We start from the raw sequence: 22561 nt of genomic DNA on the forward strand, positions 1-22561 counted from the left end.
ACGGTGGCGGTCAGCGCGACGGGGCGGGGCGGCCCACGGCGCGTAGTTCGGAGAGGGCGGAGGCGAAGCCGTGGAGGAGGTCCGTGGCTTCGGTGAGGCGGGCGGCTGCGGGGTGTTCGGTCTCGGGGCGGTACTCCTCGGCGAGGTAGCCGGCGGCGGCGGCGACCAGCCGCTCGTACGCTGTCACGCCCGTCTCCAGCTGCCCGGTGAGCGCCCGGTGCGCCTCGGCCAGCGGCGGCTTCGCGTCGGCCGGGGCGAGCCGGACCGCGCGTTCCACGCTGGCGACCCGGTTGGCCAGCTCGCGCAGGGACTGCTCGGCGGCGGAGGCTTCGGCGACGGCCGGTTCGGCGAGGCCGGTCAGCCGGCCCGCCATGGCTGCCATGGTCGCGGCGGCCCGGTCGAGGCGTTCCCACGGCTGGGCGGCGGTGGTGCCGCGCAGCGCGGTGCGGGAGCGGACCCGTCGTACCTCGGCCAGCACGCCGGCACCGGCGGGGAGCCGTTCCACGGCGGCGACCAGGCGGGCCCGGTTGCGGGCGGCCGCCTGGGCCGGGTCCAGCGGCGGTGGAGCGGGTTGGGCGGCGAGGGCACGCAGGTCCACCCAGCGCCAGGTGGCAAGTGCGGTGGCCGCGCCCGCGGCGGCGGCCCACGCCGCGTCGGCCAGACCGATCCCGGCGTACGGGGTCAGCACCGCTGCTGCGCCACCGAGCCCGCCGGCCAGGACGCTCCACCGGCGGGCGGAGCCGCGCAGCCTGCTCAGCCGGCGGAAATACCGGGTACGCTCGTCCGCTGCCACCGTCGCCCTCCTCGATCCTCCGCCTCAGCCGGCGACTCTCCGCTCAGCCGGCGGCCGTGGTGTCGCCGGTGCCGCGTTCGCGGCTCATGCTGGCGCGGATCTCGTCGAGCCGGGCCACCCCCGGGTCCGCGCTGGCCGGTTGCTCCTCGGCGGTGCCGCGGTCGGCGCCCGCGCCGAGCTGCTCACCGGCCATGCTGGCCCGGATCTGGTCCAGCCGGGCGGAGCCCGCCGAGTCCAGCGTCGCCTGCTGGATCTCCAGCATCCGGCCCTCGGTCGAGTTGCTGGCCAGCTCGGCGCGGCCCATGGCGTTGGCGTAACGGCGTTCGATGCGCTCGCGTACCTCGTCGAGGGTGGGCGTGCTGCCGGGGGCGGTGAGCGCCGACATGGACTCCAGCGAGGCTGCGACGCTCTCCTGCATCTTGGCCTGCTCCAGCTGGCTGAGCAGCTTGGCGCGCTCGGCGAGCTTCTGCTGGAGAATCATGGAATTGTTCTCCACCGCCCGGCGGGCCTGCCCGGCGGCGGCCAGCGCCTGGTCGTGCAGGGTCTTCAGGTCCTCCGCGGACTGTTCGGCGTTGACCAGTTGGGTGGCCAGGGTCTGCGCGGACTGCTCGTACCGCCCGGCCTCCGCCTCGTCGCCCTTGGCCCGGGCCTGGTCGGCCAGGACCAGCGCCTGGCGGGCGTTGGCCTGCAACCGCTCGACGTCGGACATCTGCCGGGACAGCTTCATCTCCAGCTGCCGCTGGTTGCCGATCACCGCGGCGGCCTGCTGGACGAGCGCCTGGTGCTGCCGGTGCGCCTCGTCGATGGCCTGCTGGAGCTGCACCTTCGGGTCGGCGTGCTCGTCGATGCGGGCACCGAAGAGCGCCATCAGGTACTTCCACCCCTTGACGAACGGGTTCGCCATCTCCGCGGTATCCCCTCAGTCACGTCGCTGCGCCTGCCCCACCTCCGGGCAACCGGCTCGGCTTCCGGCGATGGTGGCTCCATCGTCCCAGCCGGGCGCCAACACGGCATCCGTACCGGCGGAAGGGGACGTCCGCGATCAACCCTACGCGGCGGGAGCTACCGCGACCATCGGCCACGAGGCTCAGGCGGCGCAGACCACGTCCCGGTCACTGCGGTCCGCGGGCCGGACCCGGGCGCTGCGCAGGGTGGCCTTGAGCGGGGAGTCCTGGCGCACCGAGACGGCGACGTTGCCGTCCGAGGTGACCTGGCGTACGCCCCGACCGGTGGTCTTGTGCACCGACGCGGCGGCGACCGACGTCGACTCGGCCGGCTCGTCCTGCACCGGCACCAGCACGCCCGGCATCTGTTCGGCGAGCGCGACCGTGTCGCTGACCTCGCGCAGCAGCTCGGAGAGGCGGGCACCCAGCGCGTCGCAGATCGCCGCGAGCAGCTCGCTTGAGGGTTCCTTCTGGCCGCGTTCGATCTCCGAGAGGTAGCCCAGGCTGACGTTGGCTGCGGACGAGACCTCACGCAGCGTGCGGTGCTGCCCCTGCCGGCGCGCCCGTAGTGCGTCACCGATCACCCGGCGTAGCAGGACCATCGCACCTCCCCTGAGGGACACAGTTCGCCCGGCCGACCGGCCTGCGGGAGCACCGGCTGTCGGAGCTTTCCCGCAACCGTACCCGCTGTGCGCCGCCGCGACATCCCGCCCCGCCCGGTCTTCCCACGGCCGCCGCCCGCCGCTCGGTCGATCCGTGGCAGCGCAGGTGTCCGATCCGCCCGTGCGGCGGCACCTGGAGTGCCACCGTCGGTGGCACCCAGAATCGACGGCGGCGAGGTCAGGCCGGGTGCGGGGCGGCGATCCGGTCAGCCAGCAGGCGCAGAGCCTCGGTCACGGCGGCTCCCCGGACCTGGTCGCGCCCACCATCAAGATTCAGTTCCCGCACCTCGGTGCCACCCGGTCCGGCGACCGCGACGAAGACCAGGCCGACGGGCTTACCATCCTGCGGTTCCGGTCCGGCCACCCCGGTGGTGGCCAGACCCCAGTCGGCGCCACAGCGTCGCCGCCCACCCTCGGCGAGTGCCGTCGCCACGTCGGGATCGACCGGGCCGCGTTCGGCCAGCAGCTCCGCCGGCACGTCGGCCAGCCGCTGCTTCAGCTCGGTGGCGTAGACCACCAGTCCACCCCGGTAGACGGCGCTCGCCCCGGCGATCTCCACGACCGTGGCGGCCAACAGGCCTCCGGTCAGCGACTCGACGGTGGCGAACGTCTCCCGCCGTTCGGCGAGCCGGTGCACCACACCGGCCGCCGCAGCGCCCATCGAACCCTCACCCTCGCGTACACCCATGATCTGCATCCTTCCCGGCCCCGGCGCGGTCTACCCGTCGCAACGCCGTTGCCCCGCTCACCCCTTGGCGCGTCGCAGCCGGGTGGCCTGGGCGATGTAGTCCAGCCCGGTGACGAGGGTGACCGCGACCGCCGCGCCCATGATCCAGGGCCCGACCGGGGTGAGAGCGGCCGGCATCGGCCACAGGTACCAGGTGATGGCCAGCACCTGAAGCGCGGTCTTGATCTTTCCGCCCCGGCTGGCGGCGATCACGCCGCGCCGGATCACCCAGAACCTCAGGGCGGTGATCCCCAGCTCCCGGGCCAGGATGACCGCAGTCACCCACCAGGGCAGCCGGTCGTACCAGGACAGCAGCAGCAGGGCGGCGCCGGTGAGTGCCTTGTCGGCGATCGGGTCGGCCACCTTTCCCACGGCGGTGACCAGCGCGAACCTGCGGGCGATCCACCCGTCGACCAGATCCGTCACCGAGGCCACGGCGAAGATCACGCAGGCGATGACCTGCCATCCGGCGTGGGTCATCCCCGACACGACCACCGAGGCGGCGAAGACCGGTACGAGCACCAGCCGCAGCGCGGTCAGGGCGTTGGCGGCGTTGACCACGGGTACCCGGGCCACCACCGGCACCGGAGGCGACTCCGTCGCCCCGGTCATCGAACTGCCCCGCTCGGGTGGCGCACCCGGCACCGCACCTCGTGCCTCCTCCGCCTCGTCCCAGCCCACCGTCACCGCGCCGCGCCGGGCGCGGCGGAGATCATCTCGTCCGGCACGGCGAGCAGGTCGACGCCCTCGGTGCCGGTCACCGTGGCCCGGACCAGGTCGCCGGGACGCAGCGCGGCCAGGTCGACGCCGCCGCCGTCGGGGGCGACCAGGGTGGTCGACCCGTCCACCTCCGGCGCCTGGTGCGCCGCCCGTCCCTCGACGACCCCACCGTCCACCGAGTCGACGAGCACCTCCACCGTCGAGCCGAGGCGGTCCTCGGCCCGCTGCGAACACAGCTCGTCGGCGAGCGCGCTGAGCCTGTCGTACCGGCGTTTGATGGTGGCGGCGGAAACCTTGCCCGACAGTCCGGCGGCCTCCGTGCCGTCCTCGTCGCTGTAGTCGAAGACGCCGATCGCGTCGAGCCGGGCCTCGGTGAGGAACCGCACCAGTTCGTCGACGTCGCCCCGGGTCTCACCGGGGAACCCGACGATGAAGTTGCTGCGCGCCCCGGCCTCCGGCGCGAGTTGCCGGGCGGCGGCGAGCAGGTCCAGGAACCGGTCGGTGGAGCCGAAACGACGCATCCGGCGCAGTACCGGCTCGCTGGAGTGCTGGAACGACAGGTCGAAGTAGGGTGCCACCCCGGGCGTGCCGGCGATCGCCTCGATCAGCCCGGGCCGGGTCTCGGCGGGCTGGAGGTAGCTGGCCCGGACCCGGACGATGCCCTCGACGGCGGCGAGCTGCGGCAGCAGCTTCTCCAGGGCACGCGGGTCGCCCAGGTCCTTGCCGTAGGAGGTCGAGTTCTCGCTGACCAGCACGAGTTCCCGGACGCCGCTCTTGGCCAGCCACTCGGCCTCGGCGAGCAGCTCGTCCGGCGTGCGGGAGACGAAGGCGCCCCGGAAGGCGGGGATGGCACAGAAGGCGCAGCGCCGGTCACAGCCACTGGCCAGCTTGAGCGAGGCCACCGGGCCACTGTCCAACCGGCGACGCAGCACCGTACGCAGGTGGGCCGGGGTGTGCTCGTCGACGTCGGTGCCGCGGCCGTGCCCGGGCAGGGAGACCGCGCTGTCGCGCCGGGCGACCGGGGTCAGCGGCAGCAGCTCGCGTCGGTCTCGGGGCGTGTGCGCGGCGACCTCCCGGCCGGCCACCACCGCGTCCAGCCGGGCGGCGATGTCGGGGTAGTCGTCGAAGCTGAGCACCGCCTGCGCCTCGGGAAGACTGTCGGCCAGTTCCCGGCCGTACCGCTCGGCCATGCAGCCGGCGGCCACGACCTTCGCCCCGGTGTCGGCGGCGGCCAGCAGCGTCTGGATCGAATCCTGCTTGGCCTTCTCCACGAACCCGCAGGTGTTGACGACCACCACGTCGGCACCCTCGCCGTCGGTGGTCACCTGCCAGCCGTCGGCGTGCAGGCGGGCGGCCAGCTCCTCCGAGTCGACCTCGTTGCGGGCACAGCCCAGGGTCAGCAGTGCGACCCGGCGACCATCGGGGGAAGGCGAGGAGGTGGCAGACACCATCCGAGGGTACCGGGCGGCGGTGCCCGCACCGGCGACGGCGGTCGACGCCGGTGCCGCTCAGACCGCCGTGGCGAGGATCCGGACCACGCGGTCGAGCAGGAAGACCTCGGTACCGGCCAGACCGACCGAGCAGAAGACCGAGATCTGGTCCGCGTCGGTCCGGCCGGGTGCCGTGCCGGCCAGCACCGCGCCCAGGTCGCGCAACCGGGCGGCGTACGGCGGCAGCGCGGCGAGCATCGGCGGGGCGTACGACCGCGCCTGCGCCACCGAGTCGCTGGCCAGCACGGTGGCGGCGTCGAGCAGGTCGGTGCCGAACTCCGCGCGGTCCAGCTGCTTGAAGCCGACCGCGTTGACGTGCGTTCCGGGGCGCAGGTCGGCAGCGCTGAGCACGGGAGTCGGGCTGGTGGTGGCCAGTACCACCACGTCCCGGTCGCGTACCGCCTCCCGGGCGGTGTCCACCGCGCGGGCCGCGATGCCGAGTTCGGCCCGCACCCGGGCGGCGAACGCCTCCCGACGCGCGGCCGAGCGGCTGTGCACGGTCACCTCACCCAGACGTCGCACGGCGGCGATGGCCCAGACCTGGGTCCACGCCTGCCCGCCAGCGCCGATCACGCCGACGGTCGCCGCGTCCGCGCGGGCCAGCGTGTCCACCGCCACCCCGCCCAGTGCGCCGGTGCGCCGCGAGCCCAGTTCCTCCCCCACGGCCACGGCCCGCACCGCGCCGGTCCGCCCGTCGTGCAGCACCACCACCTGCTCGGCTTCCGGGTGCCCGAACGTGTCGTACGCCCGGTACCCGTACCACTGCCCCTCCATGTGGCCAGCGGTGAGCACCATCCGGCCGGCGCCCAGCGACGCGGCGGCCCGGGGCGGGGCGACGAGCCGCCCGTCGTAGGCGGCGAGCAGGGCCTGACGCATCGCGTCGACCGAGGTCGCCGCGTCCAGCGCGGCGGCGACCTCCGGATCGGAGATGAGCACGGTCACGCGTCCATGGTGCAGCTTGAAGCGGGCTTGAGGTCCATCCGGGGTGATCCGTCTCACCCGGACCGCCGTCGGGGCGGTGCTACGGTCGGTTTCGGCGGCCCGCGTGGCCACTGCTGAAGAGGTGACCTGATGGCCTGGCTCGTGCTGGTGCTCTCCGGACTGCTCGAAACGGCCTGGGCCATCGCCCTGGACCGCTCCGCCGGATTCACCCGACCCGTCGCCTCGACGGTGTTCGCGGTCACGCTGGTGTTGAGCATGGCCGGCCTGGCGTACGCGCTGCGGGAAATCCCGGTCGGCACCGGCTACGCGGTGTGGGTCGGCATCGGTGCGGTCGGCACCGCCGTCGTCGGCATGGTGGCGCTCGGCGAACCGGCCAACCTGCCCCGCCTGCTCAGCCTGCTGCTGGTGGTGGCCGGCGTGATCGGTCTGAAGCTGTTCCACTGACTCGCGGGCGGGTGTGCGTGGCGATCGTCCGTAGTGGGTAGAGATCCGGACAGCAGACCTGACACTCATCCCCTTGGAGGAAGACATGGCCACCAGCACCGTCCGCTCGACCAGCGCCGCCCGCATCTGCACCATCGTGGGTTTCGTCTGCGCGGTACTCGCGCTGCTGCTCAACCCGGTCCTCTTCGGAGTCATCGGTCTGGTCCTCGGCGTCGTCGGCGCGGTGCTCGGTGACAAGCCGCTCGGCTGGTACGCCGCCGCGGCCAACGTGGTCGCCATGCTGCTGAGCATGCTGATCCTCAGCGCCCTCTGATCCCGGCTACGTCGACGGCCCGCCACATTCCGTGGCGGGCCGTTGCCATGACCTGTTCCACCCCCACGTCGGCCCGTCCCACCCATGGTCCCCGCATGACTGCTCCACTGGCATGACGCCCGGCCGAACGCCGCTACGGACAGCAACACTGCGCGCTGAACACGAACCGTAGCGCCAACGGGGTAGCCCACCCTTACCCCTTCCGCCGCTTTGCTCTGCTTCAACCCACGCAACAGCTTGTGAACTGCGGCGATGATGATGCACCTCGCCACCGGCGGACGATCGACCGTTACCTTCGGTGACCGTTGCGTATATTGAAGCAGAGCAAAGGGAGCAGAGGGGTAGGGTGAGTTGCCGGGCAGGGATTCACCTTGAGTAACGTAGGTTGGTCAGCCGTGGTCGGCGACCAGGACCCGGTTGCCGTCCGGGTCGCGGACGATCGCCATCCGCTCACCCCACGGCTGCGTCTGCGGCTCGGCGAGCACCTCCACGCCCGCCCCGACCAGCCGGGCCAGCGCCGCGGCGCAGTCCGCGACGTACACCCAGAGGGTTACCGGGCCGGCGGGCTGCTCACCGGCCTCCTGCCGCCCGATGCCCAGCTGGCCGTCGCCGAAGCGCAGCGAGACGTACGCGGCCTCCCCGGTCTCCGGGAAGCGGTACTCGACCCGGCCGCCCAGCAGCCCCTCGTAGAAGCGCAGTGCGGCGTCGAGGTCGGCGGCCGTGATGATCGGAAACAGCTCGCTGGCCAGTGCCGTCGGCTCAGCCATCGCCGCCCCGCAGGCCCTCCAGCACCTCTTCCAACTCGTCCGGCTTGACCAGCACGTCACGTGCCTTGGAGCCCTCCGACGGGCCGACCACGCCCCGGGTCTCCATCAGGTCCATCAGCCGGCCCGCCTTGGCGAAGCCGACCCGCAACTTGCGTTGCAGCATCGAGGTCGAGCCGAACTGCGAGGTGACCACCAGTTCGACCGCCTGCACCAGCAGGTCCAGGTCGTCGCCGATGTCCTCGTCGATCTTCTTCTTGCTGTCCTGCGCGGGGGTCAGCACGTCCGGGCGGAACTCCGGCTCCCGCTGGTCCTTGCAGAACTTGACCACATCGTTGATCTCGCGCTCGGTGACCCAGGCACCCTGGATCCGCACCGGCTTCGAGGCGCCCATCGGCAGGAACAGCCCGTCACCCCGGCCGAGCAGCTTCTCCGCGCCCGGCTGGTCGAGGATGACCCGGGAATCGGCCAGCGACGACGTGGCGAACGCCAGCCGGGACGGCACGTTGGCCTTGATCAGGCCGGTCACCACGTCGACCGAGGGCCGTTGGGTGGCGAGCACCAGGTGGATGCCAGCGGCCCGGGCGAGCTGGGTGATCCGCACGATCGAATCCTCGACGTCGCGGGGGGCGACCATCATCAGGTCGGCCAACTCGTCCACGATCACCAGCAGGTACGGGTACGGGCGCATCTCGCGCTCACTGCCCGGCGGCGCCTTGATCTCGCCGTTGCGGACCTTCCGGTTGAAGTCGTCGATGTGCCGGACCCCGTTCGCGGCGAGGTCGTCGTAGCGCATGTCCATCTCACGGACGACCCACTCCAGCGAGTCGGCCGCCTTCTTGGCGTTGGTCACGATCGGGGTGACCAGGTGCGGGATGCCCTCGTAGCCGGTCATCTCGACCCGCTTCGGGTCGATCAGCAGCAGCCGCACCTCGTCCGGCGTCGCCCGGGTCAGGATGGACATGAGCAGGCTGTTCAGGCAGCTCGACTTACCCGCGCCGGTGGCTCCCGCGATCAGGATGTGCGGCATCTTCGCCAGGTTGGCCACCACGTAGCCGCCCTCGATGTCCTTGCCGAGGGCGACCACCATCGGATGGTGGTCACTGGTGGCGGCGCGCGACCGCAGCACGTCACCCAGCGCCACGTTCTCCGGGTCGGTGTTCGGGATCTCCACACCCACCGCGCTCTTGCCCGGGATCGGGCTCAGGATGCGTACGTCGGGCGACTTCACCGCGTACGCGATGTTGCGGGAGAGCTGGGTGATCCGCTCGACCTTCACCCCGTGGCCCAGCTCGACCTCGTAGCGGGTCACCGTCGGCCCCCGGGTGAAGCCGGTGACCGCCGCGTCGACGTCGAACTGGTCGAAGACGCCGGTGAGCGCCGCGATCACCTCGTCGTTGGCCTGGCTGCGGGTCTTCGGGGCGGCCCCGCTGCCGAGCATGTTGGACGGGGGCAGCGTGTAGTCGCCGGCCAGACCGGTCAGCGCGAGCTGCTCGGCCCGGGTCGGCGCGGGCGAGTGCTCCGGCGGCTCGGCGGGCTTGCGACTGGCCGGCACCCGCGACGGCGCCTTGCGCGGCAGGACCATGGTCTCCTGCAGGTCCGCGCCGTCCAGGTCGTCGAACTCGTCCGAGTCGACCGGCGGGGGCACCCGCTTGGTGGGTCGCCGCCGGGTCGGCGTCGCGGACGCCTCCGCCGGCTCCGCCTCGTCCTGCCCGATCACCCCGCCGGCCAGCAGACCGAGCCGCTCGGGAATCTTGTTGATCGGGGTCGCGGTCACCACCAGCAGCCCGAACACCAGCAACAGGACCAGCAGCGGCACCGCCACCCAGGCGGTCACCGCGCGCTCCAGCACGCTGCCCACGCCCGCGCCGATCAGCCCACCGGCGAAATCCCGCTCACCCGGGCCGGCCGGCTGCTGGCCGATGTGCAGCAGCGCCGCGGTGGAGACCAGCATGGAACCCCAGCCGACCAGTCCGCGCCCCCGGTGCTCGGGATCGCCGGGCTGCCGCATCAGCCGCCACGCACCGATGCCCAGCAGGACCGGCACCACGATGGAGATCGCGCCGAGGAAGAGCCGCACGGTGTCGGCCAGTCGGGCACCGACCGGACCGGCCGCGGAGAACCAGATGGCACCCGCACCGAGCAGGGCGAGGCCGATGAGCAGCAGGCCCGCGCCGTCGCGGCGGTGTTCCGGGTCGAGGTCGCGGGCCGAGGCGGCCTGCCGGCCAGCCGCGCGGACCACCCAGCCGACCCCGTGGGCCAGGCCCATCCACAATGCCTGGACGGCCCGACCGACGTACGCGGCGAGGCCCGGCCCTCTCGTCGAGGTGCGCCGCCGCGCCGGCGTACGGGTGGTCTTCTTGGCCGGCTGACGGGCACGGCTGTTCGTGCCGCCACGCGGCGACGCGCCGCGCCGCCGACTCGCCTGAGGGGTACGGCCCGCCATAGCATCACCGTAACGGCGGGCCGGGTGATTGGCCGGTCATCCTGGTCGCTCCGCGTGTCGCAGCGCGGTCACCGCCGCCTGCCGTGATATTCGCCTCGCGAGGGAGTGTCCGATGGGGTCGCCGGAATTCGAGGACCGTGCCGACGACCCGTTGGCGGGTCATCCGTCGACGCTCCGGCCGTTGACGCGGGATCTCGTCGCCGCCGTGCTGACCCATCGCGGTCACACCGTGGCCGCCGATGCCGACGGGGCGCTCGTGGGCAGGTGGGCACAGGGGCACATCTGGTTCCTCCGCGCCGGAGACGCCGGGGAACTGCTCCAGGTACGCACGGTCGCCGCCCACGCCTTCCCCGTGGAGGACGTGCCGTGGCTGCACGACTTCTGCAACACCTGGAACCGCGACCGGTTCTGGCCGAAGGCGTTCGTGCACGTCGACGACGCCGGTCAGGCCCGGGTCTGCGGTGAGGCCATCACGGACCTGGAACGCGGCGTCACTCCGCACCAGCTGGACCGGCTGCTCGACCGGGGCATCTCGGCCGGCTGCCGGCTGGCCGCCGAGGTCGGCCGGCTGGCGGGGACGGAGCACCCGTGACGGGGCCGCTCCCCGGCGCCCGCCGCAGCCGCAGCCGGGTGCGAGGCACCGCCGGTCCGGCCGACGGCGTACGCGCCGAGCAGCGAAACGCCGACGCCCTCGCCGACGCCCGGGACATGCCCGACGGCGAGCTGCGCGTCGGCGAGTTGGAACGGGTTGCCGCCCTCGCCGAGGCGGACGGTGATCGACACAGGGCGCTGGACGCCTGGTGCGAGCTGGTCGAGACGCACCTGCGCGGCGGCGAGCGGTGGCGGCTGTTCGAGCCCGTGCAACGGTGCCTGCGCGCGGCGGAGACGGACGACGACACGCTGCGCCGCTACCGGCGGTACGCCGTCGAGGCGCTGCTCGGCACCCCTCGCATCGGCCTGGACCAGGCGCACGGCCTGCTGGACGGGCTCGTCGGCGCGGGGGGCGAGACGAACACGGCGCTGGTGGCGCAGCTGCGGTGCCGGATCGCCGACCACGTGGGCGACGAGCCCGCCGCCCGACGCTGGCTGGCCCGGTGGCGGGTCGCGGCACCCGACCCGGCCGCCGGGTGCCCCGACTGCCTGCCGGTACGGCAGGCGCGGCTACTGGCCGGCTGGGGCGACTGGACCGCGGCGCTCGACGTGCTCGATCCGCTGCTCGACGCGCCGGCCGGCTGCACCGCCCAGCCCGAGGCGGCCCTGACCGCGGCGCTGCTGCCCTGGTTGCGGGCCGGCCGGCCGGAGCAGGCGGGCCACGCGCACATGCGGGCGTACCGGCGACATCGGACGGAGCCCGACGGGTTCGGCCACCTCGCCAATCACCTGCGCTTCTGTGCACTCGGTGGGCACCTCGACCGCGGTTTGGAGATCGTCGTCGAGCAGCTGCCCCGACTGGACGCCCCACACGAGGACCTGTCCGTGATGGAGTTCGCCGCGGCGGGTGCGTTGGTCTGCGGCCTGGCGGGCGAGGCGGACGCCGGCCGGATGGTACGCCGGCCGGCGTACCGTGGGCGACCGGCCGCCGAGGTCACGGCGACTCAGCTCGGTGCCGAACTGCTCGCCGTCGCGACCACGCTGGCCGGCAGCTTCGACGCCCGCAACGGCACCGGGCACCAGTCCGGTCGGATGGCGGCCTGGCTGGCCGAGCGTCCACTCGCCCCGGCGGTGCCGCTGCCCGCCGACGAGGAGTTCGGGTCCGACGACGAGTTCGGGCCGGACGGGGAACCCGACGGCCCCGCTGGCCGGTCGACGTCGCTCGGTGGTACCTCCGGGATGGCCGTGGACGAGATCGGCGCGTTGACCGTGTCAATGATCACCGAGGCGCTGGACCGGCGCGGGGACGACTACACCGTCGACCCCGCCGGCACGGTGCTCGGACGCTGGGATGACGCGGTGATCCAGTTCCGGCGGGCTGGGGCGCACCAGGACATCCTGCACGCCCGGGTGGTGGCCGGGCGTCGGCTGGCGGCGACCCGGCGCACGGAGGCGTACGCCTTCTGCAACGCCTGGAACCGGGACCGGCTGCTGCCCAAGGCGTACGCGCACGATCCGGGCGACGGTGAGCTGGTGCTGGCCGGCGAGGTGACCACCGACCTGGCATACGGGGTCGCCCCGGATCAGGTCGCGGTGCTCGTCGACGCGGCGATCCGCACCGGCGTCGCGTACGCGGCGGCGGTCACCGCCCTGCCCTGATCCTGACCCGGTCGGGCGCGGAACAGCACCCGACCGGGATCGACGGATCAGCGCCGGCTGCTCAGGGCGCGGAAGTTCTGCGTGGTGAGCAGGGTCAGGTTGTTGCGCTGGAGGATCTCGTTGACCGGCTGGTAAAAGGTGGTGCCGCCGCGGACGCAGTCGCCGGAGCCACCGGAGGTCACGCCCTGCGCCTGGTTGCCCGAGATCCAGGAGCCGCCGGAGTCACCGGGCTCGGCGCAGACGTTGGTCCGTACCAGGCCGCCCACCAGCCCTTCCGGGTAACGGACGGTGGCGTTGCGGGCCTGCACCGTGCCGCACCGCACCCCCGTGGTGGAACCGGAGCGGCAGATCGACGAGCCCACCGGCACCTCCTGTGAACCGGCCACCCGGGCCACCCCGCCGCGGAAGTCGGTCACCTCCGGCAGCACCCTGGTGTTGTTGTTGACCTGCACGAAGGCCCAGTCGTCACCGGGGAAGGACGAGGCCCGGAAGACGCCCTGCGGTGCCCGGTCGGCACCGGTGGTGCGGGCACCGACCCGCCCGCAGTGACCAGCGGTGACGAAGCCGCCGACCACCGCGAAGCCGACCGAGCAACGGCCGCTACCGATGAAGTAGGGCTCACCGCCGCGTACGTCGGCGAAGAGCCGGGGCTGCTCCTCGGTGGCCATCCGCACCGCGGTTCGCGGCACGCCGGCGCGGGCCACGAAACGCCAACCGGCCGCCTCGGCGCCCGGCTCGGCGAGCACCACCACGCTGTTCGAGGCGACGTCGACGTACCAGCCGGAGACCTGCTGGGCCCGGGCGGCGGTACGGTCCATCCGGCTCTTGAGGGTGTCGAGCTGGCCGACCCCACGCTCGACCACCTTCGGCACCGCACCGGCGGCCCGGACCCGCCGCGCCTGGGCCGCGTCGGCGACCGCCACGTTGAGTTCGCTGCCGTCGGCGCTGAGCCAGCTGCCGCCGTAGGCCGCGCCAAGGTCCGTCCGGAGCTGGTCGACCACTCCGGAGGCCCAGCGTTCGGTCTTCAGTCGGGCGGCCACCTGCGAGTCGTTCAGCCGCAGGTCCCGACGCATCGCCTCGACCACGTCCGGGTCGGCGCCCTCGACCACCCCGCTGGCCGGTGCGCCGGCCGGCGCGCCACCGTCACCGGCGAACGACGGCAGGGCGACGGCCGCCGCCGCGCCCACGGCCGCCACCACGACACCGATGGCTGTCAATCGTCTGCGGTCCATCCGCCACGCTCCTCCCGGCCGGCGCGGTCACGCCTGCCGGCTCGGAGTACGGGCAAACCGCTCGAACGGTTGAACTCGCACGTTATAAATCGATCTACTGACGCCGATGGGCCACCACCCGCCGGGGTGTGGTGGCCCACCGGAGTCGGTCCGGTACGTCCGGTGTTCAGACCTCGACCACGGTAGGAACGATCATCGGACGACGACGGTAGGCGTCGTTGACCCAGCGACCCACGGTGCGCCGGACGATCTGCTGAAGCTGGTGCGGGTCGGTGATCCCGTCCGCGGCGGCCCGGTTGAGCGCCTCGGTCACCAGCGGGATCACCGCGTTGAACGCCGCCTGATCCTCCGAGAAGCCCTTGGCCGAGACGGTCGGGCCGGCGACCACCTTGCCGGTGACCGAGTCCACCACCACGGTGGCGGCGATGAAGCCACCGTCACCGAGGATGCGCCGCTCGGTCAGCAGTGACTCACTCACGTCACCGACGGCCAGGCCGTCGACGTAGACGTACCGGCTCTTGACGCGGCCCACCAGGCTGGCCCGCCCCTCCACCAGGTCGACCACGTCGCCGTCCTCGCAGAGCACCACCCGGTCCGCCGCCACGCCGGTCTCGATGCCCAGCCGGGCGTGGGCCCGCAGGTGCCGCCACTCGCCGTGCACCGGCATCAGGTTGCTGGGCCGGACCACGTTGAGCAGGTAGAGCAGTTCCCCGGCCGGGGCGTGCCCGGAGACGTGCACCTTCGCCACGTCCTTGTGCACGACCACCGCACCGGCCCGGGCCAGTCGGTTGATCACCCGGTAGACGGAGGTCTCGTTCCCCGGCACCAGCGACGAGGCGAGCACCACGGTGTCACCGGGCGCGATGGTGATGTGCCGGTGGTCGCCACTGGCCATCCGGCCCAGCGCGCTCATCGGCTCGCCCTGCGAACCGGTGGACATCAGCACGATCCGCTCGGGCGGCATCGAGGTCGCCTCGTCCAGCCCGACGACCAGGCCGGGTGGAATGTTCAGCAGGCCGAGATCCCGGGCGATGCCCATGTTGCGGACCATCGACCGGCCGATCAGGGCGACCTTGCGGCCGTGCTCGGCGGCCGAGTCGAAGACCTGCTGCACCCGGTGCACGTGGGAGGCGAACGAGGCCACGATGATCCGGCCCCGGGCCTTGGCGAAGATCGAGTCGAGGACCGGGCCGATCTCCCGCTCGGGCGTGACGAAGCCCGGGATCTCCGCGTTCGTGGAGTCCGACAACAGCAGGTCCACGCCCTCGGCGCCGAGCCGGGCGAAGCCGGCCAGGTCGGTGATGCGACCGTCCAGCGGCAGCTGGTCCATCTTGAAGTCGCCGGTGTGCAGCACCAGCCCGGCCGGGGTCCGGATGGCCACCGCGAGCGCGTCGGGAATCGAGTGGTTCACGGCGAAGAACTCGCACTCGAACGGACCCAGTCGCTCCCGACCGCCCTCCCGCACCGTGAGCGTGTACGGCTGGATGCGCCGCTCGGCCAGCTTCGCCTCCACCAGCGCGAGGGTGAACTGCGAGCCGACCAGCGGGATGTCGGGCTTGTGGGCGAGCAGGTAGGGCACCGCGCCGATGTGATCCTCGTGACCGTGTGTCAGCACGATCGCCTGGATGTCGCCGAGCCGATCGAGGATCGGTCCGAAGTCCGGCAGGATCAGGTCGACACCGGGCTGTTCCACGTCCGGGAAGAGCACGCCGCAGTCGACGACCAGCAGCTTGCCGTCGTACTCGAAGACGGTCATGTTCCGGCCGATGGCGCCGAGCCCGCCGAGCGGTATGATCCGCAGTCCGCCCTCCGGCAGCGGCGGTGGAAGTTGGGCCTCCTCGTTGTGCGCCTCGGTCACGCGTTCACCTCATTCTGCGACGCCGTCACCCGGCGTCCGTCGTGTCGTTTGATCATTCAGGGAGCGGCAGGCCCGCCGCCGCGCAGTCAGCGCGCAGCTGGGCGATCTCGCCGTCGGTGGCGTCCACCAACGGCGGTCGGACCGGCCCGCCAGGCAGGCCCTGCACCGTCAGGCCGGCCTTGACCAGGATCACGCCCTGGGTACGGAAAATCCCCGTGAACAGCGGTAGCAGGCGGCGGTGCAGCGCCAGTGCGGTGGCCGTGTCCCCCGTGTCGAACGCCTCGATCATCCGCTTGGTCTCGGCGCCCGTGAAGTGCGTGGAGGTGCCCACCACGCCGACGCAGCCGACGGCCAGGGCGGGCAGGGTGAGCGAGTCCTCGCCGCTGTAGTACGCCAGCTCGGCCCGGCTGGTCACCCAGCTCGTCGCCGTCAGGTCGCCCTTGGCGTCCTTGACCGCGACGATCCGACCGTGCTCGGCGAGCTGGACCAGGGTCTCGGTCTCGATCGCCACACCGGAGCGGTGCGGGATGTCGTAGAGCATCACCGGCAGCCCGGTGGCGTCGGCCACCGCGGTGAAGTGGTGCAGCAGACCGGTCTGCGGCGGCTTGTTGTAGTACGGCGTGACCACCAGCAGCCCGTGGGCGCCGGCCTTCTCCGCCGAGGTCGCCAGCTCGATGGTGTGTCGGGTGTCGTTGGTGCCGACCCCGGCCACCACCCGGGCCCGGTCGCCGACGGCCTCCACCACGGCCCGGATCAGGCGTTCCTTCTCGGCGTCCGTGGTGGTCGGTGACTCGCCGGTGGTGCCGTTGACCACCAACGCGTCGTTGCCCTGCTCGGTGACCAGATGATCCGCCAGCCGCGCCGCTCCGTCGAGGTCGAGCGCCCCGTCGGCGGTGAACGGGGTCACCATGGCCGTGAGCACCCGGCCGAACGGACGGGAGGCCGTTCGGACCGGAGCGTCGAGGTGGTCGTGCGTCATGGTGACAACCTATCGGACGGCCGACGGCCGGCCACCGGGGAAGGGCTCACCACCCCCGGGCGGGCGGTCCGCAACCGGTCAGGACGCCTCGGCGTGCGGGCTCTGCGCCACCTCCGTGCCGTCGGGCAGCGTCGTGATGGTGAAGTCCGCGAAGACGTTCGGCGCGACCCGCTGCAACTGCCGCAGGCACTCCACCGCCAGCTCACGGATCTCCACGTCGGCGTGCTCGGTGGCGCGCATGCCGACAAAGTGCCGCCAGGCCCGGTAGTTGCCGGTCACCACGATGCGGGTCTCGGTGGCGTTCGGGAGCACCGCCCGGGCCGCCTGGCGGGCCTGCTTGCGCCGCAGGGTCGGGTTCGTCACGTCGGCGAAGCGACGTTCCAGCCCCTCCAGCAGATCGTTGTAGGCCCGTACGCTCGCCTCGGCGGCCTCGACGAACCGCTTGTGCAGCTCCGGGTCCTCGGCGATGACCGTCGGCTCCACCATCGCGGCGTCCCGCTCCGGCACGTACCGCTGTGACAGCTGCGAGTACGAGAAGTGCCGGTGCCGGATCAGCTCATGGGTGAACGAGCGGGACACGCCGCTGAAGTAGAAGCTCACCGAGCCGTGCTCCAGCACCGAGAGGTGCCCGACCTCCAGAATGTGCGCCAGGTAGCCGGCGTTGGTGGCCGTCGCCGGATTCGGCTTCTTCCAGCTCTGGTAGCAGGCCCGCCCGGCGAACTCCGCGAGCGCCTGCCCCCCGTCGGCGTCGGTCGACCACGGCACGTCCTCCGGTGGATCGAAGTGTGTCCACGCGATCAGCTTGACCTGGGGCTGCACCATCTCCGGCATTCCTGGGACTGTAGCCGAGACCCACCGACGAGCAGAAAACGCCGGTCCGGGCCGCTACACGTAGAGGGCGGTGAAGGGTGGCCACGGCAGGTTGCGGACCACCGAGAAGGCGAGCCAGGCGGCGAGGAAGCCGCCGACCAGCTTCGGACCGATGCGCAGCTCGGGCAGCCGCCAACCGAACGCCTGCCGACCGGCCCAGGCGACGAAGAGGTACGCCAGGAAGGGCAGCGCGAAGACGAAGAGGAAGTGGTGGCGGGCGGCGGCCGGCAGGTCGGCGTGCAGCACGTACCAGAGGGCACGGGTGCCGCCGCACCCCGGGCAGTCCAGCCCGGTGGTCAGCTTGAGCAGGCAGGTCGGCAGGGCGTCGGGCGCGGAGCGGGTGGGATCGCTGAGCAGCGTGTACCCGATGCCGGCGGCGACACAGCCGACCGCGGCCAACGGCACCACCCAGCGCGGCGTGCGGGCGTGCGCCCGTTGCACGAACCGGGTGAGACGGTCGGACTCGGCCACCGGATAGCCGGCCGGGTAACCAGCCGGCCAGTCGCCCTGCGGCGCCGCACCCGCCGGCCAACCGGACGGGTGACCGTCCGGGCCACCATTGGGGTGCTCGCCGTGCAGGTCGGGCCGCGGCTGGGCGTCCGGTCGGTCAACGCTCGTCACGAGCCTCACCGTACACCCGCAACGCCCACCAACGCGGCGGCCAGCGGCGCCGCGAGGTCACCGGCGGCCGGCGGGGCCACCGCGTCCAGGCCGAGCCAGCCGGCCAGGCGGTACAGCTCGGCGGCGAGGGCGAGCGCCGTCTCTCCCGGGTCGGCACCCGGCTCCACCCAGGCGGCCGGCACCAGCAGCACTCCGGACTTGCGGTCCGCCTTCAGGTCGACCCGGGCGGTAAAGCGGTCCCCCTGGCGGAACGGCAGCACGTAGTAGCCGTGCACACGCTGCGGCGCGGGCACGTAGATCTCGATGCGGTAGCTGAAGTTGAACAGTCGTTCGGTGCGGGCGCGTTCCCAGACCAGCGGGTCGAAGGGGCTCACCAGGCCGTTGCCGCGTACCCAGCGGGGTAGCCGGGCCTCGGCGTGCAACCAGGCCGGCTGCCGCCACCCCTGCACCGTGACCGGTCGCAGCTCCCCCGCCTCGACCAGGTCGGCGATGGCCTGCCGCGCGCCGGCCACCGGCAGCCGGAAATAGTCGCGCAGCTCCGGCTCCGCGGCCACCCCGAGCGACCGGGCCGCGATCGCCACCAGGGTGCGGTACGCCTGTGCGTCGGACGGCGTCGGTGCGTCCAGCACCTCCGCCGGCAGCACCCGTTCCGGCAGGTCGTAGCGGCGGGCGAAGGAACCGGTGCGTTGTGCCGCGCACACCTCGCCGGCCCAGAAGAGATATTCCAGGGCCTGCTTGACCGCCGACCAGTTCCACCCCCAGTTCCCGGTCTGGCGGGGCGCGTCGTGCTCGATCTCGGCCACGGTCAGCGGCCCCCGGGCGGCCACCTCGTCGCGCACCCAGGCGACCAGGGCGGGCTGCTCGGCGGCGATGCGGCGCATCCCACCCCAGGCGTCGGTGTGCGCCCTCGCCATCCGCCAGCGCAGCGCCGGATGCAGGACGACCGGCACCAACGACGCCTCGTGGCCCCAGTACTCGAACAACTCGCGGGGGCGGCGGTAGGCGGCGGAGTCGAGCAGGGTGGTGGGATAGGGCCCGAGCCGGCTGTAGAGCGGCAGGTAGTGCGCCCGTTGCAGGACGTTCACCGAATCCATCTGGATCAACCCGATCCGGTCGAGCACCCGACGCAGGTGCCGGCGGGTGGGCGCCCCGGTGGGCGCCGGATCGGCGAAGCCCTGTGCGGCCAGCGCGACGCGGCGGGCCTGGGCGAGCGAGAGCGATTCCGGTGCGGCCATCGCAGGCAGGCTACGGCAGACGTACGACATCGGTGCGGACACTGGACCTGCCCGCCCCGGCGGCCTAGAACTACGTACATGCCCTGCATTCGCCGTGAGCAGCCCGACGACGCCGAGGCGGTGGCCCGGGTGCACGTGCGCGGCTGGCAGGCCGGCTACGCCGGAATCATGCCGGACGAGGTGCTCGACCGGCTCAACCCGGTCGCCTGGGCGCAGCGCCGGCGGGCCCTCGGCACCGCCGACCCGGACCACCCGTTCACCACCCTGCTGGCCGAGGAGCACGGCACGCTCGTCGGGTTCGCCACCTTCGGGCCGTACCGCAACGACCAGGATCGCGGCGACCTCGACCCGGCGTACGGCGAGGTGGTCAGCCTCTACGTCACGCCTGAGCACTGGGGTGACGGCACCGCTCGGACCCTGTTCGCGGCGGCCCGGTCGGGCCTGCGTGAGTCCGGCTGGGCGCAGTACCGGCTCTGGGTGCTGGCGGCCAACGACCGGGCCCGCCGGTTCTACGCGCGGGCCGGGTTGTCACCGGACGGTGAGCGGTCGACCTATCCGGTGCCGTTGTCCGGCGGCCGACCGGCGATCGAGCTTGTCGAACTGCGGTACAGCGGCCGGCTCGACGGTGGCTGAGGCCGACGGCGACCGGGGCACGACCCGGTGTACCGGCAGGAAGACCAGCAGCGCCAGACTGATCCAGACGTAGGTGTTGCCGAACAGGAAACCGTCGAGGCCGGTGAAGTCCTCCTCCCACGCCCAGACGATCCGGCTGGTCAGGAACGCGTACCCGACGGCCGCGCAGGCCAGCAGGACGCGGCGCCGGCCGCCCGGCGGGGCGGCCATGCCGCGGTCCACCAGCAGCAGCAGGCCCGGCAACAGCCAGACCAGGTGATGCACCCAGGTGACCGGACTGACCAGGCACATCACCGCGCCGGTCAGGGCCAGCCCGGTGGCCTCGTCGCCGACGGACGCCGCGACGCGGGACCGCCACGCCCAGAGCACCAGCGTCCCGGCGACCAGCAGCAGCCAGGCCAGCGTGCTGGGACTCTCCGGGTCGAGCCGGGCCACCACGCCGCGCAGCGACTGGTTGGAGACGAAGGCCAGCTCACCGACGCGCCCGGTGTTCCACAGAGCGCTGGTCCAGAACTCCCGGGAGGCGTCCGGAAACAGCGCGGCGGCCAGCACGGTCGCGGCGGTCGCGGTGCCCGACGCGGTCACCGCGGCGCGCCATCGTCGGGTCACCAGCAGGTAGACGATGAAGATGCCCGGCGTGAGTTTGATCGCGGTGGCCAGGCCGATGCCGATCCCGGCCCATCTGTTGCCGCCCGGCAGCAGCCGGAGCAGATCCACCGCCACCAGGAAGAGCAGCAGCGTGTTGACCTGGCCGAAGTTGATCGTCTCGCGCATCGGTTCGAAGGCGGCGACCAGGCACAGCGCCACCGCGAAGGCGAACCAGCGGGTCCAACCGACGCGCCGGGACACCGGATCCAGCAGCCACCAGACCAGCACCGCGCTGGTCAGCACGCCGGCGGCCACGCTCACCACGATCGCGGCGTGCCAGGACAGGTACGCCATCGGCAGCATCACCAGGGCGGCGAAGGGTGGGTACGTGAAGCCGTACTGGGTGCCCGGCTTGAGGTAGTCGTAGATCTCCCCGCCGTCGTGCACCCACCAGACCAGGGCACCCCGGTAGACCTGCAGGTCGAAGAATCCGTGCCGGACGGCCGCCACGGACAGGAACCCGGCCACCGCAACGGCGAGGACCACGACCGCGGCGACCTGTCCCACCGTCCGCCTGGCACCCTGCGCCACCGTCGCCTCCCTCGCCCTGCGTAGGCTGTCGTGCCATGAGTCTCGGGTACGTCCGCCCGGCGCGTCCGGAGGACGCCGCCGAGATCGCCCGCATCCAGCTCGCCACCTGGCGGGTCGCCTACCGGCGACTGCTGCCCCGGGACGTGCTGGACGACCTCGACGAGGCGTCGCTGGCCGAGCGCTGGGACGCCGCGGTGCGCCAGCCGCCCGGCGACACCCACCGGGTGCTTGTCGCCGTCGAACAGGCCGAGCAATCGTATCTGGTGGGTTTCGCCGCCTCCGGCCCGGCCGATGCCGAGGCGCTGGCCCCGAACGAACCGGCCGACGCGCTCGGCGCGGACGTGGTGGCGGTGACCGACCTGCTGGTCGAGCCGCGCTGGGGCCGGCGCGGACACGGCTCCCGGCTGCTCGCCGCCAGCGTCGACCTGTGGCGGGAGTCAGACTTCGACCGGGCGGTGGCGTGGGTGTTCGAGGGTGACCAGGCGTCCCGGAAGTTCCTCACCACCGCCGGCTGGGCCCCCGACGGCGCGGGACGCGCGCTGGACGTCGACGACATGCTGGTCCCCCAGCTACGCCTGCACGTCGCCGTCCCCACGGAACCGCCGCCGGCCGGCTGACCGATCCGTCCGGCCCGCCTCGGCCGCGCTCAGTCGAGCAGGGCGTCCAGGCCGAGGGTCAGGCCCGGACGGTTGCGCACCGCGCGTACCGCGAGCAGCACGCCCGGCATGAACGAGACCCGGTCGTACGAGTCGTGCCGGATGGTCAGGGTCTCGCCGGTGGCGCCGAAGAGCACCTCCTGGTGGGCGACCAGCCCGGTGGCCCGCACGGCGTGCACCCGTACCCCGTCGACCTCGGCACCCCGGGCACCGGCGATCTCGTCCTTGGTGGCATCCGGTGCCGGACCGAGGCCGGCCTCGGCGCGGGCCGCCGCGACCAGGCGCGCGGTGTGCATGGCGGTGCCGCTGGGCGCGTCGAGCTTGCGCGGATGGTGCTGCTCGATGATCTCGACCGACTCGAAGTAGCGGGCGGCACGCGCGGCGAACTGCATCATCAGCACCGCGCCGAGACCGAAGTTGGGGGCGATCACCACCCCCACGTCGGGCCGGCCGGCCAGCCAGCCGCGTACCTGTTCGATCCGCTGTTCGGTGAAGCCGCTGGTGCCGACCACCGCGTGGATCCCCTGGTCGATGCACCAGTGCAGGTTGTCCAGCACGACGTCGGGAGTGGTGAAGTCGACGAGCACCTCCGCGCCGGCCTCGGCGGCGTTCGCCAACCAGTCGTCCTGGTCGACCGTCGCGACCAGTTTCATGTCGGCGGCCGCCTCGACGGCCCGGCACACCTCGGCACCCATCCGACCACTGGCGCCCAGCACGCCGACCCTGATCGACTCGGTGGCGCTCTTCTCCTGCTCGTCAGTCACGCGGCACAACCTATCCCAATCGGGACGCGGACACCCCGA

At 72.8% G+C, this 22561-nt stretch carries 23 protein-coding genes; 6 read left to right on the top strand and 17 right to left on the bottom strand.

The features are described from left to right. Nucleotides 1–10 precede the first annotated feature (10 nt). The 7 genes from O3597_RS17930 to O3597_RS17960 form a co-directional block, all read right to left on the bottom strand. On the bottom strand, nt 11–793 hold the full coding sequence (locus O3597_RS17930; RefSeq protein ID WP_281601831.1) for a hypothetical protein: 783 nt from the start codon (nt 791–793) through the stop codon (nt 11–13). Between the two features lie 43 nt (nt 794–836). Next, on the bottom strand, nt 837–1697 hold the full coding sequence (locus O3597_RS17935; protein WP_164445636.1) for a PspA/IM30 family protein: 861 nt from the start codon (nt 1695–1697) through the stop codon (nt 837–839). Nucleotides 1698–1880: 183 nt separating this feature from the next. Beyond that, a complete protein-coding gene (locus tag O3597_RS17940) occupies nt 1881–2339 on the bottom strand; it encodes a helix-turn-helix transcriptional regulator (RefSeq protein ID WP_164445637.1) in 459 nt (152 codons plus the stop codon). Between the two features lie 238 nt (nt 2340–2577). After that, nucleotides 2578–3087, bottom strand: a complete 510-nt coding sequence (locus O3597_RS17945) for a CinA family protein (protein WP_164445638.1) — start codon at nt 3085–3087, stop codon at nt 2578–2580. A gap of 57 nt (nt 3088–3144) precedes the next feature. Continuing rightward, the gene (gene pgsA / locus O3597_RS17950; RefSeq protein ID WP_164445983.1) at nt 3145–3738 is read right to left on the bottom strand and encodes a CDP-diacylglycerol--glycerol-3-phosphate 3-phosphatidyltransferase; all 594 of its coding nucleotides are present in this window, start codon (nt 3736–3738) and stop codon (nt 3145–3147) included. Between the two features lie 71 nt (nt 3739–3809). Continuing rightward, the gene (gene rimO / locus O3597_RS17955) at nt 3810–5297 is read right to left on the bottom strand and encodes a 30S ribosomal protein S12 methylthiotransferase RimO (RefSeq protein ID WP_281601832.1); all 1488 of its coding nucleotides are present in this window, start codon (nt 5295–5297) and stop codon (nt 3810–3812) included. A 57-nt stretch (nt 5298–5354) separates the two neighbouring features. After that, complete coding sequence (locus tag O3597_RS17960) at nt 5355–6278, bottom strand: ornithine cyclodeaminase family protein (protein WP_281601833.1); 924 nt, start codon at nt 6276–6278, stop codon at nt 5355–5357. A gap of 129 nt (nt 6279–6407) precedes the next feature. Here O3597_RS17960 and O3597_RS17965 point away from each other — a divergent pair, with 129 nt between their 5' ends. Next, nucleotides 6408–6722 carry an SMR family transporter gene (locus tag O3597_RS17965; protein ID WP_164445640.1) on the top strand — a complete coding sequence of 105 codons (315 nt, stop codon included), beginning with the start codon at nt 6408–6410 and terminating at the stop codon, nt 6720–6722. Nucleotides 6723–6807: 85 nt separating this feature from the next. Then, nucleotides 6808–7035 (top strand): hypothetical protein, encoded by a 228-nt coding sequence (locus O3597_RS17970; RefSeq protein ID WP_164445641.1) that lies wholly within the window; start codon nt 6808–6810, stop codon nt 7033–7035. 389 nt (nt 7036–7424) lie between these two features. On the opposite strand, the gene O3597_RS17975 is transcribed toward O3597_RS17970, so the two are convergent. Together O3597_RS17975 and O3597_RS17980 are read right to left on the bottom strand one after the other, a co-directional pair. Then, nucleotides 7425–7802: a VOC family protein gene (locus tag O3597_RS17975; RefSeq protein ID WP_164445642.1), complete on the bottom strand. Its 378-nt coding sequence runs from the start codon at nt 7800–7802 to the stop codon at nt 7425–7427. Continuing rightward, a complete protein-coding gene (locus O3597_RS17980) occupies nt 7795–10245 on the bottom strand; it encodes a DNA translocase FtsK (protein ID WP_281601834.1) in 2451 nt (816 codons plus the stop codon). The genes O3597_RS17975 and O3597_RS17980 overlap by 8 nt, the downstream gene beginning before the upstream one ends. A gap of 112 nt (nt 10246–10357) precedes the next feature. On the opposite strand from O3597_RS17980, the gene O3597_RS17985 reads away from it, so the two are divergent. Beyond that, nucleotides 10358–10837, top strand: a complete 480-nt coding sequence (locus O3597_RS17985; protein ID WP_164445644.1) for a YbjN domain-containing protein — start codon at nt 10358–10360, stop codon at nt 10835–10837. Between the two features lie 116 nt (nt 10838–10953). Further along, nucleotides 10954–12495, top strand: coding sequence for a YbjN domain-containing protein (locus O3597_RS17990; protein ID WP_281604575.1), 1542 nt, complete (start codon nt 10954–10956; stop codon nt 12493–12495). Between the two features lie 47 nt (nt 12496–12542). Here O3597_RS17990 and O3597_RS17995 read toward each other — a convergent pair whose 3' ends face one another. The 6 genes from O3597_RS17995 to O3597_RS18020 all read right to left on the bottom strand — a co-directional run bounded on the left by O3597_RS17995 (nt 12543) and on the right by O3597_RS18020 (nt 19290). Beyond that, nucleotides 12543–13727: a S1 family peptidase gene (locus O3597_RS17995; RefSeq protein WP_164445645.1), complete on the bottom strand. Its 1185-nt coding sequence runs from the start codon at nt 13725–13727 to the stop codon at nt 12543–12545. A gap of 166 nt (nt 13728–13893) precedes the next feature. Beyond that, a complete protein-coding gene (locus tag O3597_RS18000; RefSeq protein WP_281601835.1) occupies nt 13894–15585 on the bottom strand; it encodes a ribonuclease J in 1692 nt (563 codons plus the stop codon). A 52-nt stretch (nt 15586–15637) separates the two neighbouring features. Continuing rightward, complete coding sequence (gene dapA / locus O3597_RS18005) at nt 15638–16564, bottom strand: 4-hydroxy-tetrahydrodipicolinate synthase (protein WP_281601836.1); 927 nt, start codon at nt 16562–16564, stop codon at nt 15638–15640. A 78-nt stretch (nt 16565–16642) separates the two neighbouring features. Next, nucleotides 16643–17386, bottom strand: coding sequence for an FAD-dependent thymidylate synthase (gene thyX, locus O3597_RS18010; protein WP_164445984.1), 744 nt, complete (start codon nt 17384–17386; stop codon nt 16643–16645). A gap of 63 nt (nt 17387–17449) precedes the next feature. After that, the gene (locus tag O3597_RS18015) at nt 17450–18055 is read right to left on the bottom strand and encodes a DUF2752 domain-containing protein (protein ID WP_281601837.1); all 606 of its coding nucleotides are present in this window, start codon (nt 18053–18055) and stop codon (nt 17450–17452) included. Between the two features lie 5 nt (nt 18056–18060). Beyond that, nucleotides 18061–19290: a crosslink repair DNA glycosylase YcaQ family protein gene (locus O3597_RS18020; protein WP_281601838.1), complete on the bottom strand. Its 1230-nt coding sequence runs from the start codon at nt 19288–19290 to the stop codon at nt 18061–18063. A gap of 78 nt (nt 19291–19368) precedes the next feature. Between O3597_RS18020 and O3597_RS18025 the strand changes: the two genes are divergently transcribed. After that, nucleotides 19369–19923 carry a GNAT family N-acetyltransferase gene (locus O3597_RS18025; protein WP_281601839.1) on the top strand — a complete coding sequence of 185 codons (555 nt, stop codon included), beginning with the start codon at nt 19369–19371 and terminating at the stop codon, nt 19921–19923. On the opposite strand, the gene O3597_RS18030 is transcribed toward O3597_RS18025, so the two are convergent. Further along, complete coding sequence (locus O3597_RS18030) at nt 19819–21102, bottom strand: glycosyltransferase family 87 protein (RefSeq protein WP_164445650.1); 1284 nt, start codon at nt 21100–21102, stop codon at nt 19819–19821. The genes O3597_RS18025 and O3597_RS18030 overlap by 105 nt on opposite strands. Nucleotides 21103–21137: 35 nt before the next feature. Here O3597_RS18030 and O3597_RS18035 point away from each other — a divergent pair, with 35 nt between their 5' ends. Then, on the top strand, nt 21138–21719 hold the full coding sequence (locus O3597_RS18035) for a GNAT family N-acetyltransferase (RefSeq protein ID WP_281601840.1): 582 nt from the start codon (nt 21138–21140) through the stop codon (nt 21717–21719). Nucleotides 21720–21748: 29 nt separating this feature from the next. On the opposite strand, the gene dapB is transcribed toward O3597_RS18035, so the two are convergent. Then, a complete protein-coding gene (gene dapB, locus O3597_RS18040) occupies nt 21749–22522 on the bottom strand; it encodes a 4-hydroxy-tetrahydrodipicolinate reductase (protein ID WP_164445652.1) in 774 nt (257 codons plus the stop codon). Between the last annotated feature and the right edge of the window lie 39 nt (nt 22523–22561).

The organism is Verrucosispora sp. WMMA2044, from assembly GCF_027497155.1.
GTDB lineage: Bacteria > Actinomycetota > Actinomycetes > Mycobacteriales > Micromonosporaceae > Micromonospora > Micromonospora palythoicola.